The following is a 14936-nucleotide window of genomic DNA, read 5'->3' as shown; positions in this document are numbered from 1 at the left end:
TTGGGGCCGTTCCGAGCGGCCATGCCAGCGAAACCGTGAGCGCGATGAGAGGCAGGGGTGGCCGGGACAAGACCGCAGGACGGCCTTATTTACTGGCCGAGCGGTGCGCCGCCCGGGGCCGACTGGCGGGTGCGGCAAGCCGGAAGACCGGCCGCACGCGCTCCGGGATCCGCGATCAGCGGGTGCCGTACAGCACGACGGTCTTGCCGCGTGCGTGCAGGGCGCCATCGGCCTGCAGCTTCTTCAGCACGCGGCCGGCCATTTCGCGCGAGCAGCCGACCAGGCGCGCCAGTTCCTGGCGCGATACGCGCAGCTGCGTGCCCTGCGGATGACTCATGGCTTCCGGTTCGCGGGCCAGGTCGTGCAGGGTGCGGATGATGCGGTCGGTGACGTCCAGGAATGCCAGGCGGCTGGCCTTCCTGCTGGTGTCCAGTAAACGCCGCGAGAGCTGCGCACCGATGGCGTACAGCAGCTTCGGCGCGTCGGCCGACAGCGTGCCCAGGAACAGCTGGTGCAGGCGTTCGTAGCTCACTTCCGCCAGTTCGCACTGGGTGCGGGTGCGGAGGATGACCTCGCGGCGGTCGGACTCGATGAACAGGCCCATTTCGCCGACGAATTCGCCGGAGCCGAAGTAGCCGAGGACCAGCTCGCGATCGTCGTCTTCCTCGGTGATGATGCTGACCGAGCCGCTGACCACGTAATAGAGCGTGCCAGCCGGGTCGCCCGGGCGGAACACGTCGGCGCGGGCCGGGTAGCGACGCCTGTGGCTGTGGGCCAGGAAGCGCTCAAGCGTGGCGTTGTCCGGCGTCAGGGGGCTGGCGGCGGGGCGAGCGGGGGCTGAAAGGGGGATGCCTGGGCTCATGGTGGTCACGGCTTGTAATTCAGGAAGCTTAGTCCGAATACGTAGCCGACGGCAAACGCAGGCCATGCAAGGGCTGGGCCAGTATGTGACGGTGTACCGACGGGCGGGCCACGGACATTTCACTGTCACCCGCTATGGCGCATAATCCGCCCCCTTATCCGACACCCCCTGAGAGGGACCACCGCCGTGGTAAAACCCCTGCCTCGCCTGCGGCTGCAAGGCTTCAACAACCTCACCAAGGCGCTGAGCTTCAACATCTACGACGTGTGCTACGCCTCGTCCGAGGACGAGCGCCGCCGCTACATCGAGTACATCGACGAGGAATACAACGCCGATCGCCTCACCCAGATCCTGACGGATGTGGCGGAGATCATCGGCGCCAACATCCTGAACGTGGCCCGCCAGGACTACGACCCGCAGGGTGCGTCGGTGACGATCCTCATTTCCGAGGAGCCGGTGATCGACAAGAAGGATGCGGGCAAGGAGATCATCTCCGATGCGGTGGTGGCGCACATGGACAAGTCGCACATCACGGTGCACACGTATCCGGAGACCCATCCGGACAACGGCATCGCGACCTTCCGCGCCGACATCGACGTGGCGACCTGCGGCGTGATCTCGCCGCTGAAGGCGCTGAACTACCTGATCGAAAGCCTGGAATCCGACATCGTCATCATGGATTACCGGGTGCGCGGCTTCACCCGCGACGTGAAGGGCAAGAAGCACTACATCGACCACAAGATCAATTCGATCCAGGACTTCCTGGCCAAGAACATCAAGTCGCGCTACGAGATGCTCGACGTGAACGTCTACCAGGAAAACATCTTCCACACGAAGATGCACCTGAAGGAGTTCGACCTCGACAACTACCTGTTCGAGGAGAAGGCCAAGAACCTGTCGTTCAAGGAGCGCATGAAGATCGAGGCGCGCCTGAAGCGGGAGATCGAAGAGCTGTACCACGGGCGCAACCTGCCGGAATGAGGGGTTGGCGACGGGCGCGGGTTACATCCGGTTCGGGTGGCCCGCGCTAGTCTGCCCACACAAGCGGCGGGACGACCCGCCCGCGGCGCAAGCCGCGCATCAGGACCGACGGCGGTCCGGAACGCGAGTTCCGGGCCGTTTCGCGTTATGGCCCGGGCATAACCTGAGGAGGTGACGTATGGCGTGGGTCTATCTGGTGGTGGCGGGACTGCTGGAAGTGGTGTGGGCCGTGGGCCTGAAGTATTCGGAGGGCTTCAGTCGGCTGGTGCCCAGCGTGGTCACCGCCGTCGCGGCGGGGGCCAGCTTCTGGCTGCTGGCGGTCGCGCTGAAGCACATCCCGCTGGGTACGGGATACGTCATCTGGGTGGGCATCGGCGCGGTCGGTACCGCGTTCGTCGGCATGTGGCTGTTCCAGGAACCCGCCACCGCGGCGCGATTGGCGTGCATCGGCCTGATCGTGGCCGGCATCGTCGGCCTGAAGCTGGTGTCCGCGTCGTAGGGCGGACCCGGGCCCGCTGTTGCACGCCTTAGAGCCTGTACGCGACGGCCTTCATCAGGTTCGAAGCGCCGGCCATCAGTGTCGGGATCGGTTGGGGCAGGATGCGCGCGCCCGCCTGTTCCGCATGGTCGGCGTGGCGCGCCTCGTCGGCCTTCATGACCTTGAGGATTTCGCGACTGCGCAGGTCGGCGGGGGGCAGCGATCCCAGGTGCTCGTCCAGGTGGGCCTCCACCTGGCGCTCGGTCTCGACCACGAAGCCCAGGCTCCAGCCGTCGCCGCGCAGGCCGGCGAGGGCGCCGAGGGCATAGCTGCCGGCGTACCACAGCGGGTTGAACAGGCTGGGGCGGCTGTCCAGCTCACGCAGGCGGTCCGCACACCAGGCGAGGTGGTCGGTCTCCTCCTGGGCGGCGTCCAGCAGGTGGGCGCGGGTGGCGTCGTCGCGGGCGACGGCCGCCTGGCCGAAGTACAGGCCCTGGGCGCAGACCTCGCCGACATGGTTGATGCGCATCAGGCCGGCGGCATGGCGATGTTCGTCCGGCTCCAGGGTCACCTCGGGGGTGTCTCCGGCTGGATTGGCCCGGCGGGCGGGCGGATTGCCGAAAACGGTATCCAGGCCGCGCTGCGCTTCCACCAGCCAGTGATCGAGGGGCGAGAAGGTCCGCGTAGTCATGGGGTCATTGTGCCGCGTCGGCGGACCCTGCGTCTGCCCTGGAAGCCCCGGCGGGCCGGGGTTTCCTCGGGGTTGCGCACTGCGGCAAGGCCCCGTACAATCCCGCCTCTTCCGTTTCACCCTTCACAACGCGTGGCAAAGTTCCGCCCGGGAAACCGCGGAATCCGCCCGACCAGACACACGAGATCCACATGAGCACCTTTACCGCCAAGTCAGAGACCGTCCAGCGCGACTGGTACGTCGTCGACGCAGCAGGCAAGACCCTCGGTCGCCTGTCCACCGAGCTGGCACGCCGCCTCCGCGGCAAGCACAAGCCCGTCTACACCCCTCACGTTGACACCGGCGACTACCTCGTCGTGATCAATGCCGAGAAGATCCACGTCACCGGCAACAAGCTGGCCGACAAGAAGTACCACCGCTTCACCGGCTACATCGGCAACCTGAAGACCGAGACCCTGGCGCAGGCGCTGGAGCGCCACCCGGAACGCGTCATCGAAACCGCCGTGAAGGGCATGCTGCCGAAGGGTCCGCTGGGCCGCGACATGTATCGCAAGCTCAAGGTCTACGCCGGCCCGAATCATCCGCACGCCGCTCAGCAGCCGCAGGTCCTGGACATCTAATCATGGCTATCACTCAGAACTACGGCACCGGCCGTCGCAAGTCCTCCACCGCCCGCGTGTTCCTGCGCAAGGGTTCCGGCAACATCACGGTCAACGGTCGTCCGCTGGACGAGTTCTTCGGCCGCGAAACCGGCCGCATGATCGTGCGCCAGCCGCTGGAGCTGACCAAGAACACCGAAACCTTCGACATCACCGTGACGACCACCGGCGGCGGCATCACCGGCCAGGCCGGTGCCATCCGCCTGGGCATCGCCCGCGCGCTGGTGGAATACGATGAAACGCTGAAGTCGGAACTGCGCAAGGCAGGCTTCGTGACCCGCGATGCGCGCGAAGTCGAGCGCAAGAAGGTCGGTCTGCACAAGGCGCGTCGCGCCACGCAGTTCTCCAAGCGCTAACAGACGCGCTACACTACGCGTCACTGGTTACACAGCCCCGTCGCCAAGCGGTAAGGCACCTGACTCTGACTCAGGCATTCGGTGGTTCGAATCCATCCGGGGCTGCCAATTTGACGTCCACTGGACATCCGCAAAAGCCCGCCTCTGGCGGGTTTTTGCGTTGAGGGGTCATGCCGATGGTCGCGATGTTCCAACCTCCGTTCTGTCCCGCCGACGAGGCCGTGCGCCGCGTGCAGGAACGCGGCTATGCCGTGCTCGAGCCGCGTGCCATGGCCGACGCCGTGGACGCGAAGCTCAATGCCTTGGACGCGCTGCTGTCCAGTTGGGATCGGCTGGAAGTGGACGCTTACCTCAAGGATGGTGGTCGCTACCGGCGGCGGCGGCATTCCTGCTTCGTCGCGGATGCCGACGATCTGCAGCAGGTGCCGCATCGCGCGCACTGGCAATCGCTGGACTACAACGCCCTGCACGGTGGCATGCAGCGCTGGTTCGAGCCGATCGAGCCGGCCGTCGTGGACGATCCGGCCTGGCGGCGCCTGCTGATGGGCCTGGGGCGCTGGTGTTCGGTGCTGAAGGGCGAGCGCCCCTGGTACGTCGAGGCGCACCAGTTCCGCATCGACACCACGGACGGCATCGGCCGGCCGACGCCGGAGGGTGCGCATCGCGACGGCGTCGATTTCGTCGCGGTGCTGTTGCTGGGGCGCCAGGGGATCAAGGGGGGCGAAACCCGGGTGTTCGCCGCCGCCGGGCCGGACGGCCAGCGTTTCACGCTGGAGGCGCCATGGTCGCTACTGTTCCTCGACGACGAGCGGGTCATCCACGAGTCCACGCCGATCCAGCCGCTGGACGGGCAGGGCCACCGCGATACGCTGGTGCTGACCTTCCGCAAGGATGGTTTCCAGGGCGATCTGGCGACGGGCTGATTGCGGCACATCTTTCGTTACAATTGAAACCATGGCGCGTGGGCGCCGGCATCTGGAGTTCCGATGAAGCTGGGTTCCCTGAAGGAAGGTGGTCGCGACGGTACGCTGATCGTCGTATCGCGCGATCTGGCCCGTGGCGTACGTGCCACTGGCATCGCGCCGACGATGCAGCGCGCGCTGGAGGACTGGAGCAACACCGCGCCGCGCCTCAACGCGCTGTACGAGGCGCTGAATGCCGGCGATGCGGATGGCGCGTTCGACATCGACTTGCAGGCGCTCGCAGCACCGCTGCCGCGGGCCTACGAATTCGTCGACGGCAGCGCGTACCTGCCGCACGTGGAGCGCGTGCGCCGCGCACGCGGGGCAGAGGTGCCGGCGAGTTTCTACACCGATCCGCTGATGTACCAGGCCACCAGTGCCGCCTTCTACGGCCCGCGCGATCCGGTGAAAGTGGTCAGCGAGGACTACGGCATCGACCTGGAAGCCGAGATCGTGGTGATCACCGACGACGTGCCGATGGCGGTGACGCCTGCCCAGGCCGCCGGCCACATCCAGCTGATCGGCCTGGTCAACGACGTGTCGCTGCGCAACCTGATCCCGGGCGAACTGGCCAAGGGCTTCGGTTTCCTGCAGTCCAAGCCGCGCTCGGCGCTGTCGCCGGTGTTCGTGACGCCGGACGAGCTGGACGACGCCTGGCGCGACAACAAGGTGCACCTGCCGCTGGTCACGCACATCAATGGCGAGTGGTTCGGCGCGCCTGAGGCGGGCGTGGACATGCAGTTCGACTTCGCCCAGCTCGTCGCACACGCGGCCAAGACGCGGCCGCTGTCGGCCGGCACGATCGTCGGCTCCGGGACCATCGCCAACGAGGACACCTCCAAGGGCGCGTCCTGCTTTGCCGAAAAGCGCACCGTCGAGACGCTGCGCGACGGCAAGCCGTCCACGCCCTTCATGAGCTTCGGCGACGTGGTCCGCATCGAAATGACGGACCGTGACGGCCGTTCCATTTTTGGCGCGATCGAGCAGCGGATCGAGCCGCAACCCTTGCCTTGAAGGCGCGCCCGGGCCCAGTGTGAACCCTGGACGGAGCAGGGCAGGCATGGACGTGGATTCCGGGCATTCGAAGACGCAAACCGCGGGGAGCGGCTTGCATGGCTGAGCAACTGAAGCTGTATTCCTACTGGCGCTCCAGCGCCGCGTATCGCGTCCGCATCGGCCTGAACCTCAAGGGTCTGGCCTACGAGACCGTTCCCGTGCACCTGGTCCGGGACGGCGGGCAGCAGCACGCGCCGGACTACGTCGCCAAGAATCCCCAGCACATGGTGCCCACGCTGCAGCATGGCGTGCGGGTGATCCGGCAGTCGCTGGCCATCCTCGAGTACCTCGACGAAGCCTGGCCGTCACCGCGCCTGTTGCCGATGACGGCCCGCGACCGCGCCCGCGTGCGCGCCTTGGCCCTGATGGTCGCCTGCGACATCCACCCGCTCAACAACCTGCGTGTGCTGCAGCACTTCGAGCACACCTGGAACGTGCCCCAGCCCGAGCGCGACGACTGGGTGAAGCACTGGATCGTGGAGGGCTTCACGCCAATGGAAGCGTTGCTGGCCGGCGATGCCGCGACCGGTGCCTTCTGCCACGGTCAGGCGCCGGGCCTGGCGGACTGTTGCCTGGTGCCGCAGGTGTTCAACGCGCGCCGGTTCGGCGTGGACATGAGTGCCTTCCCGACCATCGTCCGCATCGAGCAGGCCTGCCTGGCGCTGCCGGCATTCGACCTGGCACGCCCCGAGCGCCAGCCTGACGCCAACGCCTGACCGGCGGAGACAAATGGAAACGGGCGGATTTCCCCGCCCGTCCAGGCCGCAGCAATGTGTCGGTCGCTCTCAGCCGAAGCCGTGGGTGATGCGCGGGGAACTGCTGCCGCCGGTGTCGTAGTCCGCGTAGGGGTCGTGCTCGCCCTTGCTGCCTTCCGACAGGCGGAACTTCAGCGCAAGGCCATCGCGCGAGTCGGCGGCGCGCAGCGCTTCTTCCTGCTCGATCTGGCCTTCCTTGACCATGCGGAACAGGCACTGGTCGAAGGTCTCCATGCCTTCCTCCAGCGACTCCTCCATCGCGGCCTTGATCTCGTGCACCTGCCCGCGACGCAGCAGGTCGCGGATCATCGGGGTGTTGATCAGCACTTCCGCCGCCGGCATCCGGCGCCCGTCGGCGCCTTTCACCAGGCGCTGCGACACCACGGCGCGCAGGTTCAGCGCCAGATTCATCAGCACGTTCTTGTGCGCGCTCTCGGGGAAGAAGTTGAGGATGCGCTCGATGGTCTGGTCGGCGTTGTTCGAGTGCAGCGTCGCCAGGCACAGGTGGCCGGTCTCGGCGAAGGCGATCGCGGCCTCCATCGTGGTGGCGTCCAGGATTTCGCCGATCAGGATGACGTCCGGCGCCTCGCGCATCGCATTCTTCAGCGCGTTGTGGAAGGCGTGGGTGTCCAGGCCGACTTCGCGCTGGTTGACGATCGACTGCTTGTGCTTGTGCAGGTATTCGATCGGATCCTCAATGGTGAGGATGTGGCCGGTACTGGTGGTGTTGCGGTAGTCGATCATCGAGGCCAGCGAGGTCGACTTGCCCGAGCCGGTGGAGCCGACGATCAGCACCAGCCCGCGCGGGGTCATGATGATGTCCTTCAGCACCGGCGGCAGGTTCAGCTCCTCGATGGTCGGGATCACGCTGCGGATGGCGCGGATGACCATGCCGACTTCGCCGCGCTGTTTGAACACATTGACGCGGAAGCGGCCGGCATCCTGCAGGGCGATGGCCATATTGAGCTCGAGTTCGCGCTCGAACACCGGCACCTGGCCTTCGTCCATCAGCGAGTAGGCGATCTTCTTGACCATGCCGGGCGGCAACCCGGTGTTGCCCAGCGGGTAGAGCTTGCCCTCGATCTTGATGTAGACCGGCGCCCCGGTCGTAAGGAACATGTCCGAGGCGTTCTTCTCGGTCATCAGCTTCAGGAAATAGCCGATGTCCATATGCAAAGCTCCCCACGATGCGCGGCGACGTTGCAACGGCGCCAAAGGCTTCCGACAATGGCCGCGCGCACCCCTCAACGTCACGGCACCCCAATGATCGTTAGCTTCGCACACTTCCGCAGGCCCCTGCATGTGATGGCCGCCGCAGTAGCGGCACTCGCCCTGTCGGGCAGCCCTGCTTTCGCGCAGACCGCGCTGACGCCGGAGCTTGAGGCCGCCGTGCAGGCGGTGCAGCGTGCCGACCAGGCCGATGCGGACCAGTACGCACCGGAACCGCTCGCTGCCGCGCGGCAGGCCTTGGCGCAGGCCCAGGCGGCGCACGCCGCCCGCGACAAGAAGAAGACGCTGGACCTCGCACAGCGTGCCGCAGTCGATGCCGATCTGGCCCGTGCGCGCAGCCAGGAAGCCGTGGCCTCGGCCGAAGTGGCGCAGCGCAAGGCGGAGATCGCCGACCTGCAACGGCAGATCGGCACGGAGGGCAAGCGATGAGCGCTTCTCGCATGAGGATGCTGTCTGCCGCCCTGGTCCTCGCCCTGACCGCATCGTCGACGGCCACAGCGGCCGACAACCCGGTGGTGGTGCAGTTGAACCAGCGCCTGTCTGCCCTGCAGGCCGATCCGGCACTCGCCGAGCTGGCGGCCTACGAGAAGCTGCAGGCGCAGAACGCCATCACTGCCTTCGACAAGGCGCGTCGCAGCCAGCGCGAAACGGCGCAGTACATCGCGGAGCGTCGCGTCGAGATCGCCGAAACCGCCGCCCGCGCGCAGGCCGCCCGCCGCGATGCGGACCGGCTGGACCGGACACGCAGCGAACTGCTGGTGGAAGCCAGTCGCCGGGAAGCCGAGCGGGCCCGTCGCGAGGCTGAGCGCCTGCGCGTGCAGGCGCAGATCCAGGCCGAGGAAACCGAGCGCCTTCGCCTGGCGGCGGAGGCCGAAGCCCTGGCGCGCCAGGAAGCGGAGACCACGCTGGACACGGTCGCCGGCCAGCAGGCGAACCGCCTCAGTGCGGCGCGCCAGCGCGAGCTTAAGCTGGCCCGCGAAGAGGCCGAACTCGTCTCCGGCGCCAAACTGCCTGCCTCCAAGTTCGAGGCGCGTGGCGAGGTCTTCACGCTGGGGGCCGACGCCTTCGGTGCCGGGTCGGCCACGTTGTCCGCCGGCGGCAGCACCAGCGCGAAGGCTCTGGCGGCCTACCTGCAGGCCAATCCCAAGGCCCGTGCCCGGGTCGAGGGGTATGGCGACAGCCAGACGCCTGGCCAGCGCCGTGCGGATGCGCTCCGCGACGCCCTGGTGGCCGCAGGCATCCCAAAATCGCGCCTGCAGAGCGCCGCAAAAGGGACCGGCAGCAAGGCGCGTGCGCTGGATATCATCGTCACGCACTGATTTCGTCTTGTAAATCAGCCGGTTGAACGAACTCCGGTGGCTTTGCAGTGGGTAGCCTGAATGCCCGCCTTTGCGGGGTTTGTCCAAGAAATCAATGACTTGGGTCGACCCTTGCCGGGCCGGAAATCGAGGAGTAGGGTCGTATACCCAAGCGGCTCCCGTCGCTTGGCTCACCGGAGAATCGACCCGATGACGCCCGTCCCCATCCCGCAAGAGACCGCCGCCGGCAAGCAGGCAGCAGCGGGCATTCCGGTGGGAAGTTCTCGCGTCACAGGCCCGATGCTCCGCTCCCAAGCCAACGCCCCGTGCCTGTGAAGGCCGGGGCGTTCGTATTTCCGCTGAAGGAGGTAATGATCATGTTCGAAGGTCAACCGCAGTCCGACATCGATGCACTCATCAAGGCCGATCCGGAGTTCAAGCAGCTGTACCAGCGCCACCGCGAGCTCGACAAGAAGGTCACAGACGCCGAACTCGGCGTGCTGCCCATCGACGACACCCTGCTCGGCCAGATGAAGCGCGAGAAGCTGTACGCCAAGGAGCGATTGCTCCGGATCTACGACGCCAAGCCCCACTGACCCTCCCCTGAGCTTTCTCGTCGCGGGCGGCGGCGGCCTCCTCGTCGGCCGTCGCCGTCCGCGTCACCCAAGTGCGATAATCCGGGCCTGTACCGCACCGGATGCACGGCCGCATGGCGATCCACTCTTCCGTACTCGAGCTGATCGGCGACACGCCGATCGTCCAGGCCAAGCGCCTCGACACCGGGCTCTGCACCCTTTACCTCAAGCTCGAGAGCGCCAACCCCGGCGGGTCCATCAAGGACCGCATCGGGATGTCGATGATCGAGGCGGCCGAGAAGCGCGGCGACCTCAAGCCCGGCGCGACCCTGGTGGAAGGCACGGCCGGCAATACCGGCATCGGTCTGGCCCTGGTGGCCCAGCAGAAGGGCTACAAGCTGATGCTGGTCGTCCCGGACAAGATGAGCCGGGAGAAGATCTTCAACCTGAAGGCCATGGGCGCCGAAGTCATCCTCACCCGGTCCGACGTGGCCAAGGGACATCCGGAGTATTACCAGGACTTGGCCGAGCGCATCGCGCGCGAAACGCCGGGCGCGTATTTCATCAACCAGTTCGGCAATCCGGACAATCCGGCGGCGCACGAATTCGGTACAGGGCCGGAGATCCTGCGGCAGATGGATGGCGAACTGGATGCGATCGTCTTCGGGTGCGGCAGCTCCGGCACCATGACCGGACTGTCGCGCTGCTTCGCCGAGCATTCGCCCCAGACCGAGATGGTGCTGGCCGATCCGGTCGGCTCGATCCTGACCCAGTACATCAACGAGGGTGTCCTGAGCACCAAGTCGGGCAGCTGGCTGGTGGAAGGCATCGGCGAAGATTTCCTGCCGCAGATCTCGGACTTCAGCCGGGTGAAGAAGGCCTATGCGATCAGCGACGGCGAAAGCTTCCACACCGCCCGCGAGTTGCTGGCGAAGGAGGGCATCCTGGGGGGCTCGTCGACCGGCACCCTGCTGGCCGCGGCGCTGAAGTACTGCCGTGAGCAGACCACGCCCAAGAAGGTGCTGGTGTTCGTCTGCGACACCGGCAACAAGTACCTGTCCAAGATGTACAACGACTACTGGATGCTGGACAACGGTTTCATTGATCGCCCTCAGTACGGTGATCTGCGCGACCTGATCCTGCGACCCTACAGCCAGCGCGACACGGTGGTCGTCAGCCCGACCGACCTGCTCACGACGGCCTACCAGCGAATGAAGCTGTACGACGTCTCGCAGTTGCCCGTCATGGAAGGCGATCGTCTGGCCGGCATCGTGGACGAGAGCGACGTGCTGCTGCATGTGTATGGCGATGAGGCCCGCTTCCGCGACCCGGTCTCCACGGCCATGGTCAGCAAGCTGGACCGTCTGGATGTCAGGTCGCCGATCGAAGCCTTGCTGCCGGTATTCGACCGCGGCCAGGTCGCCATCATCACGGACGGCGATGCCTTCCTTGGCCTGATCACCCGCATCGACCTCCTCAACTACCTGCGACGCCGCGCACAGTAGGCGGCAATCCCGCCGTTCACAGGGGAGGGCGGCGGGGCAAGGACGATACGTTAAGACCCGGCTGGTAGAATCACCGGCTGCTTCAAGGACCCAGAAACATGGCGAAACATCCTTCCCTCGCCAGCGAGGAGCCCGGCGATCTCGCGCTGGGCACGCTGGCCATCCACGGCGGACAGTCGCCCGATCCCAGCACCGGCGCCGTCATGCCGCCGATCTACGCGACGTCCACCTACGCGCAGAGCAGTCCGGGCGTCCATCAGGGCTTCGAGTACTCGCGTACCCACAATCCCACGCGATTCGCCTACGAGCGTTGCGTGGCGGCATTGGAAGGCGGCAGCCGCGGCTTCGCTTTTGCATCCGGCATGGCCGCGACATCGACGGTGCTGGAACTGCTGGACAGCGGTAGCCATGTCATCGCCATGGACGACCTCTACGGCGGCAGCTACCGGCTTTTCGAGCGGGTACGCAGGCGTACTGCCGCACTGGACTTCAGCTTCGTCGACATGACCGACCTTGCCGCTTTCGAGTCCGCGATCCGGCCGGAAACGCGAATGGTCTGGGTGGAAACGCCGACCAACCCCATGCTCAAGATCGTCGACATCGCCGCCATCTGCGAGATCGCCCACAGGCATGGCTTGCGCGTGGTGGTCGACAACACGTTCGCGTCACCGATCCTGCAGCGTCCGCTGCAACTGGGCGCCGACATCGTGATGCATTCCGCCACCAAGTACCTCAACGGTCACTCCGACATGGTCGGCGGCATGGTGGTGGTTGGCGGCGATGCCGAGCTCGCGGAGCAGATGGCCTTCCTGCAGAACTCCATCGGTGCAGTACAGGGTCCTTTCGACAGCTTCCTCGCCCTGCGTGGGCTGAAGACACTGCACCTGCGGATGAAGGCGCACTGCGAGAACGCGCTGGCGTTGGCACAGTGGCTGGAAACGCATCCTGCTATCGAGAAGGTCATTTATCCCGGTCTCGTTTCACACCCGCAGCATGCGCTCGCCACGCGCCAGATGCACGGCTACGGCGGGATCATTTCGATCGTCTTGAAGGGTGGCTTCGAAGCTGCGAAGAATTTCTGCGAAAACACGAGGTTGTTCACGCTTGCGGAATCGCTCGGTGGAGTGGAGAGCCTGGTGAATCACCCGGCCGTCATGACGCATGCGTCCGTGCCGGTGGAGCGGCGTGAGAAGCTCGGAATTGTTGATGGGTTGGTGCGCCTTAGCGTTGGCGTGGAGGCTCAGGAAGACCTGCGAGCCGATCTCTCGCAGAGTTTTCTGTAATGGCGGCGATCTCGATGTATCGCTCGGGCTCGCCGTGGGCGCTGTTGAAGAGCCTGTGGTCGAACCGAAACTTGATTCTTCAGCTTACGCGGCGCGAAGTGATCAGCCGTTATCGCGGGTCGGTAATAGGCCTGGCGTGGTCGTTCTTCAATCCGCTGCTGATGTTGGCCGTCTACACTTTCTTCTTTTCCGTCGTATTCCAGGCGCGATGGGGCGGTGATGACGCAGGAAAGAGTGAGTTTGCGATCTTTCTGTTTTGCGGCATTCTTGTGCATGGACTATTCGCCGAATGCATCAATCGCGCGCCAACACTGATTCTCGCGAACGTCAACTACGTCAAGCGTGTTGTTTTCCCGCTCGACATCCTGCCATGGGTGGCGATGGGCTCGGCCATCTTCCATACGGCGGTCAGCCTCCTGGTACTGCTGATTGCCCAGGTTGTCCTTAAGCACAGCGTGACATTTTCGGTGCTGTTCTTTCCGGTTGTGTTGTTTCCGCTGATACTCATAAGCATGGGTGTGGCATGGATGCTGGCGGCGATCGGCGTGTTTGTTCGCGATATCGGACAGATTACGGTTGTGTTGACCACGGTGCTGCTGTTCCTGTCGCCGGTGTTTTATCCGATCACCGCGATGCCGGAGCGCTACCGTCCATGGATCGAAGCGAATCCATTGACTTTCTTCATTGAGCAGTCGCGCGTGGTGTTGATCCTGAGTGGAACGCCAGACTGGCTGCGGCTCGGGAAGTACACCTTGCTGGGCATGCTGGTTGCCGTGATTGGCTACTGGGTGTTCCAGCGGATGCGACGTGGATTCGCCGACGTCCTTTAAGTCACACAATGGGCAGTGCCATGAATACTCTGTCAGCGGGTACCGATTCCGCCAATGTCGAAGCGGCTATTGAAGTAATGGACGTTTCCAAGTGCTATCAGATCTACGCGCAACCGCAAGATCGTCTGAAGCAGTCGATCTTCCCGCGGGTGCAGGCAGTTTTCGGGTTGGAGCGAGAACGCTACTTCCGCGAATTCTGGGCGCTTCGCGGCGTTGGTTTAAGCGTCAAACGCGGTGAGACGGTCGGAGTCATCGGACGCAACGGCTCCGGGAAGTCCACCCTTCTGCAGATCGTTTGCGGCACACTGAATCCTACAGGAGGCAGTGTCAACGTAACCGGGAGGATCGCGGCACTGCTGGAGCTCGGGTCGGGCTTCAATCCCGAGTTCACGGGGCGCGAGAACATTTTCCTCAATGCGATGGTCCTAGGGCTGACCCGCGAACAAGTCGAGCAGCGTTTCGACGACATAGTGCGTTTTGCGGATATCGGCGATTTCATCGAGCAACCGATCAAGACGTACTCGAGCGGCATGGCCGTGCGCTTGGCCTTCGCCGTCATCGCCCACGTGGATGCAGAGATCCTGATAATCGACGAAGCGCTGGCCGTCGGTGACGCCGTGTTCACCCAGAAGTGCATGCGCTTTCTGCGACGTTTCAAAGAGCATGGGACTATTCTGTTCGTGAGCCACGATGTCGGCTCGATCATGTCCCTGTGTTCTCACGCTGTGTGGCTGGACCAAGGCGTCGTCCGTATGGCGGGTCCTGCGAAATCGGTGGCAGACGCATACACGCAGTACTGCGCCCAAGAAGCGATTGGTGAAGCCAATACCCTGGTCGCCATCCCCGGCGCTGCTGGCGAGGCAAATGAGTCCTATCGTCAGGCCGGCGAAACCCGGATCGATTTCTTTGAGAACATCGTCAATTCCGATGGATGGTCAACCGGAACGGCGGAGATCAGGCGTGTCGCATTGACGCGTGCCGATGGGCGCGAAGGAGTCGCCTTCGAGGGCGGAGAGCGAATCACGCTCGCGGTGGATGTGGTCACGCATGGGCAAGTCGATCGACCGATCATTGGCTTTCTGCTCAAGGACAGGCTTGGACAGGCGCTCTTTGGTCACAACACTTTTGAGGAGAATGCATCACCAGCACCGCTGTTGGCTGGTGCCGATGCCAAGGCCGAGTTCGTCTTCAAGCTCCCTCTCCTTCCGAACGGCGACTACTCCATTACCGTTGCTTTCGCCGATGGCGACCTGCTGGACCATGTCCAGCACCATTGGCTCCATGACGCTGCACTGATATCGGTCCGGTCAACGCGCACACGCTATGGACTGGTCGGTATCCCCTTTGAATCAATCCGATTGGTCGCCGGCGATGTCGTTGCGACCTCCGCTGTCCTTCTCCGTTGAGGCCCCCTG

17 protein-coding genes and 1 tRNA gene are annotated in these 14936 nt (G+C 64.8%); 15 read left to right on the top strand and 3 right to left on the bottom strand.

Annotated features, from left to right (window positions below):
- Positions 1-175: 175 nt before the first annotated feature.
- Positions 176-862 (bottom strand): cAMP-activated global transcriptional regulator CRP, encoded by a 687-nt coding sequence (crp, locus tag AC04MD_RS11290; RefSeq protein WP_225583680.1) that lies wholly within the window; start codon positions 860-862, stop codon positions 176-178.
- A gap of 186 nt (positions 863-1048) precedes the next feature.
- On the opposite strand from crp, the gene speD reads away from it, so the two are divergent.
- Both speD and sugE read left to right on the top strand, forming a co-directional pair.
- A complete protein-coding gene (speD, locus tag AC04MD_RS11285) occupies positions 1049-1843 on the top strand; it encodes an adenosylmethionine decarboxylase (protein WP_055936923.1) in 795 nt (264 codons plus the stop codon).
- A 178-nt stretch (positions 1844-2021) separates the two neighbouring features.
- On the top strand, positions 2022-2342 hold the full coding sequence (gene sugE, locus AC04MD_RS11280; RefSeq protein WP_475497360.1) for a quaternary ammonium compound efflux SMR transporter SugE: 321 nt from the start codon (positions 2022-2024) through the stop codon (positions 2340-2342).
- A 28-nt stretch (positions 2343-2370) separates the two neighbouring features.
- Here the strand turns inward: sugE and coq7 are convergent, their stop codons facing one another.
- Positions 2371-3012 carry a 2-polyprenyl-3-methyl-6-methoxy-1,4-benzoquinone monooxygenase gene (coq7, locus tag AC04MD_RS11275; RefSeq protein ID WP_475497359.1) on the bottom strand — a complete coding sequence of 214 codons (642 nt, stop codon included), beginning with the start codon at positions 3010-3012 and terminating at the stop codon, positions 2371-2373.
- Positions 3013-3203: 191 nt separating this feature from the next.
- Between coq7 and rplM the strand changes: the two genes are divergently transcribed.
- The 6 genes from rplM (at position 3204) to maiA (ending at position 6761) form a co-directional block, all read left to right on the top strand.
- Entirely contained in the window at positions 3204-3632 is a 429-nt protein-coding gene (gene rplM / locus AC04MD_RS11270; RefSeq protein ID WP_055936916.1) for a 50S ribosomal protein L13, read from the top strand.
- A 2-nt stretch (positions 3633-3634) separates the two neighbouring features.
- Entirely contained in the window at positions 3635-4027 is a 393-nt protein-coding gene (gene rpsI / locus AC04MD_RS11265; RefSeq protein WP_056879499.1) for a 30S ribosomal protein S9, read from the top strand.
- A gap of 33 nt (positions 4028-4060) precedes the next feature.
- Positions 4061-4135 (top strand) — tRNA-Gln (locus AC04MD_RS11260).
- A 77-nt stretch (positions 4136-4212) separates the two neighbouring features.
- Positions 4213-4950: a 2OG-Fe dioxygenase family protein gene (locus AC04MD_RS11255; protein ID WP_475497358.1), complete on the top strand. Its 738-nt coding sequence runs from the start codon at positions 4213-4215 to the stop codon at positions 4948-4950.
- Positions 4951-5013: 63 nt separating this feature from the next.
- A complete protein-coding gene (locus AC04MD_RS11250; protein ID WP_475497357.1) occupies positions 5014-6003 on the top strand; it encodes a fumarylacetoacetate hydrolase family protein in 990 nt (329 codons plus the stop codon).
- Between the two features lie 98 nt (positions 6004-6101).
- Positions 6102-6761 (top strand): maleylacetoacetate isomerase, encoded by a 660-nt coding sequence (gene maiA, locus AC04MD_RS11245; RefSeq protein ID WP_475497356.1) that lies wholly within the window; start codon positions 6102-6104, stop codon positions 6759-6761.
- 69 nt (positions 6762-6830) lie between these two features.
- Here maiA and AC04MD_RS11240 read toward each other — a convergent pair whose 3' ends face one another.
- Entirely contained in the window at positions 6831-7970 is a 1140-nt protein-coding gene (locus AC04MD_RS11240) for a PilT/PilU family type 4a pilus ATPase (protein WP_475497355.1), read from the bottom strand.
- A 93-nt stretch (positions 7971-8063) separates the two neighbouring features.
- On the opposite strand from AC04MD_RS11240, the gene AC04MD_RS11235 reads away from it, so the two are divergent.
- The 7 genes from AC04MD_RS11235 to AC04MD_RS11205 all read left to right on the top strand — a co-directional run bounded on the left by AC04MD_RS11235 (position 8064) and on the right by AC04MD_RS11205 (position 14927).
- On the top strand, positions 8064-8459 hold the full coding sequence (locus AC04MD_RS11235; protein ID WP_475497354.1) for a DUF4398 domain-containing protein: 396 nt from the start codon (positions 8064-8066) through the stop codon (positions 8457-8459).
- A gap of 17 nt (positions 8460-8476) precedes the next feature.
- Positions 8477-9349: an OmpA family protein gene (locus tag AC04MD_RS11230; protein WP_475497690.1), complete on the top strand. Its 873-nt coding sequence runs from the start codon at positions 8477-8479 to the stop codon at positions 9347-9349.
- Between the two features lie 356 nt (positions 9350-9705).
- Positions 9706-9924 carry an HP1242/YdcH family protein gene (locus tag AC04MD_RS11225; RefSeq protein WP_062358358.1) on the top strand — a complete coding sequence of 73 codons (219 nt, stop codon included), beginning with the start codon at positions 9706-9708 and terminating at the stop codon, positions 9922-9924.
- Positions 9925-10037: 113 nt separating this feature from the next.
- On the top strand, positions 10038-11408 hold the full coding sequence (locus AC04MD_RS11220) for a pyridoxal-phosphate dependent enzyme (protein ID WP_475497353.1): 1371 nt from the start codon (positions 10038-10040) through the stop codon (positions 11406-11408).
- 98 nt (positions 11409-11506) lie between these two features.
- Positions 11507-12691: a cystathionine gamma-synthase gene (locus AC04MD_RS11215; RefSeq protein ID WP_475497352.1), complete on the top strand. Its 1185-nt coding sequence runs from the start codon at positions 11507-11509 to the stop codon at positions 12689-12691.
- The gene (locus AC04MD_RS11210; protein ID WP_475497351.1) at positions 12691-13521 is read left to right on the top strand and encodes an ABC transporter permease; all 831 of its coding nucleotides are present in this window, start codon (positions 12691-12693) and stop codon (positions 13519-13521) included. Before AC04MD_RS11215 ends, AC04MD_RS11210 begins: the two co-directional genes overlap by 1 nt.
- 20 nt (positions 13522-13541) lie before the next feature.
- Entirely contained in the window at positions 13542-14927 is a 1386-nt protein-coding gene (locus tag AC04MD_RS11205; protein ID WP_475497350.1) for an ABC transporter ATP-binding protein, read from the top strand.
- Positions 14928-14936: the final 9 nt, after the last annotated feature.

The organism is Pseudoxanthomonas sp. LjRoot206, from assembly GCF_056175725.1.
The sequence above is the reverse complement of the archived record's forward strand: the minus strand, read 5'-3'. Positions and strand labels throughout refer to the sequence as shown.

What these genes read in the sequence shown, in the direction of transcription:
- crp (WP_225583680.1), bottom strand. Translation starts at nt 862, where the DNA reads ATGAGCCCAGGCATCCCCCTTTCAGCCCCCGCTCGCCCCGCCGCCAGC.
- sugE (WP_475497360.1), top strand. Translation starts at nt 2,022, where the DNA reads ATGGCGTGGGTCTATCTGGTGGTGGCGGGACTGCTGGAAGTGGTGTGG.
- coq7 (WP_475497359.1), bottom strand. Translation starts at nt 3,012, where the DNA reads ATGACTACGCGGACCTTCTCGCCCCTCGATCACTGGCTGGTGGAAGCG.
- rplM (WP_055936916.1), top strand. Translation starts at nt 3,204, where the DNA reads ATGAGCACCTTTACCGCCAAGTCAGAGACCGTCCAGCGCGACTGGTAC.
- rpsI (WP_056879499.1), top strand. Translation starts at nt 3,635, where the DNA reads ATGGCTATCACTCAGAACTACGGCACCGGCCGTCGCAAGTCCTCCACC.
- AC04MD_RS11255 (WP_475497358.1), top strand. Translation starts at nt 4,213, where the DNA reads ATGTTCCAACCTCCGTTCTGTCCCGCCGACGAGGCCGTGCGCCGCGTG.
- AC04MD_RS11250 (WP_475497357.1), top strand. Translation starts at nt 5,014, where the DNA reads ATGAAGCTGGGTTCCCTGAAGGAAGGTGGTCGCGACGGTACGCTGATC.
- maiA (WP_475497356.1), top strand. Translation starts at nt 6,102, where the DNA reads ATGGCTGAGCAACTGAAGCTGTATTCCTACTGGCGCTCCAGCGCCGCG.
- AC04MD_RS11240 (WP_475497355.1), bottom strand. Translation starts at nt 7,970, where the DNA reads ATGGACATCGGCTATTTCCTGAAGCTGATGACCGAGAAGAACGCCTCG.
- AC04MD_RS11235 (WP_475497354.1), top strand. Translation starts at nt 8,064, where the DNA reads ATGATCGTTAGCTTCGCACACTTCCGCAGGCCCCTGCATGTGATGGCC.
- AC04MD_RS11230 (WP_475497690.1), top strand. Translation starts at nt 8,477, where the DNA reads ATGCTGTCTGCCGCCCTGGTCCTCGCCCTGACCGCATCGTCGACGGCC.
- AC04MD_RS11225 (WP_062358358.1), top strand. Translation starts at nt 9,706, where the DNA reads ATGTTCGAAGGTCAACCGCAGTCCGACATCGATGCACTCATCAAGGCC.
- AC04MD_RS11220 (WP_475497353.1), top strand. Translation starts at nt 10,038, where the DNA reads ATGGCGATCCACTCTTCCGTACTCGAGCTGATCGGCGACACGCCGATC.
- AC04MD_RS11215 (WP_475497352.1), top strand. Translation starts at nt 11,507, where the DNA reads ATGGCGAAACATCCTTCCCTCGCCAGCGAGGAGCCCGGCGATCTCGCG.
- AC04MD_RS11210 (WP_475497351.1), top strand. Translation starts at nt 12,691, where the DNA reads ATGGCGGCGATCTCGATGTATCGCTCGGGCTCGCCGTGGGCGCTGTTG.
- AC04MD_RS11205 (WP_475497350.1), top strand. Translation starts at nt 13,542, where the DNA reads ATGAATACTCTGTCAGCGGGTACCGATTCCGCCAATGTCGAAGCGGCT.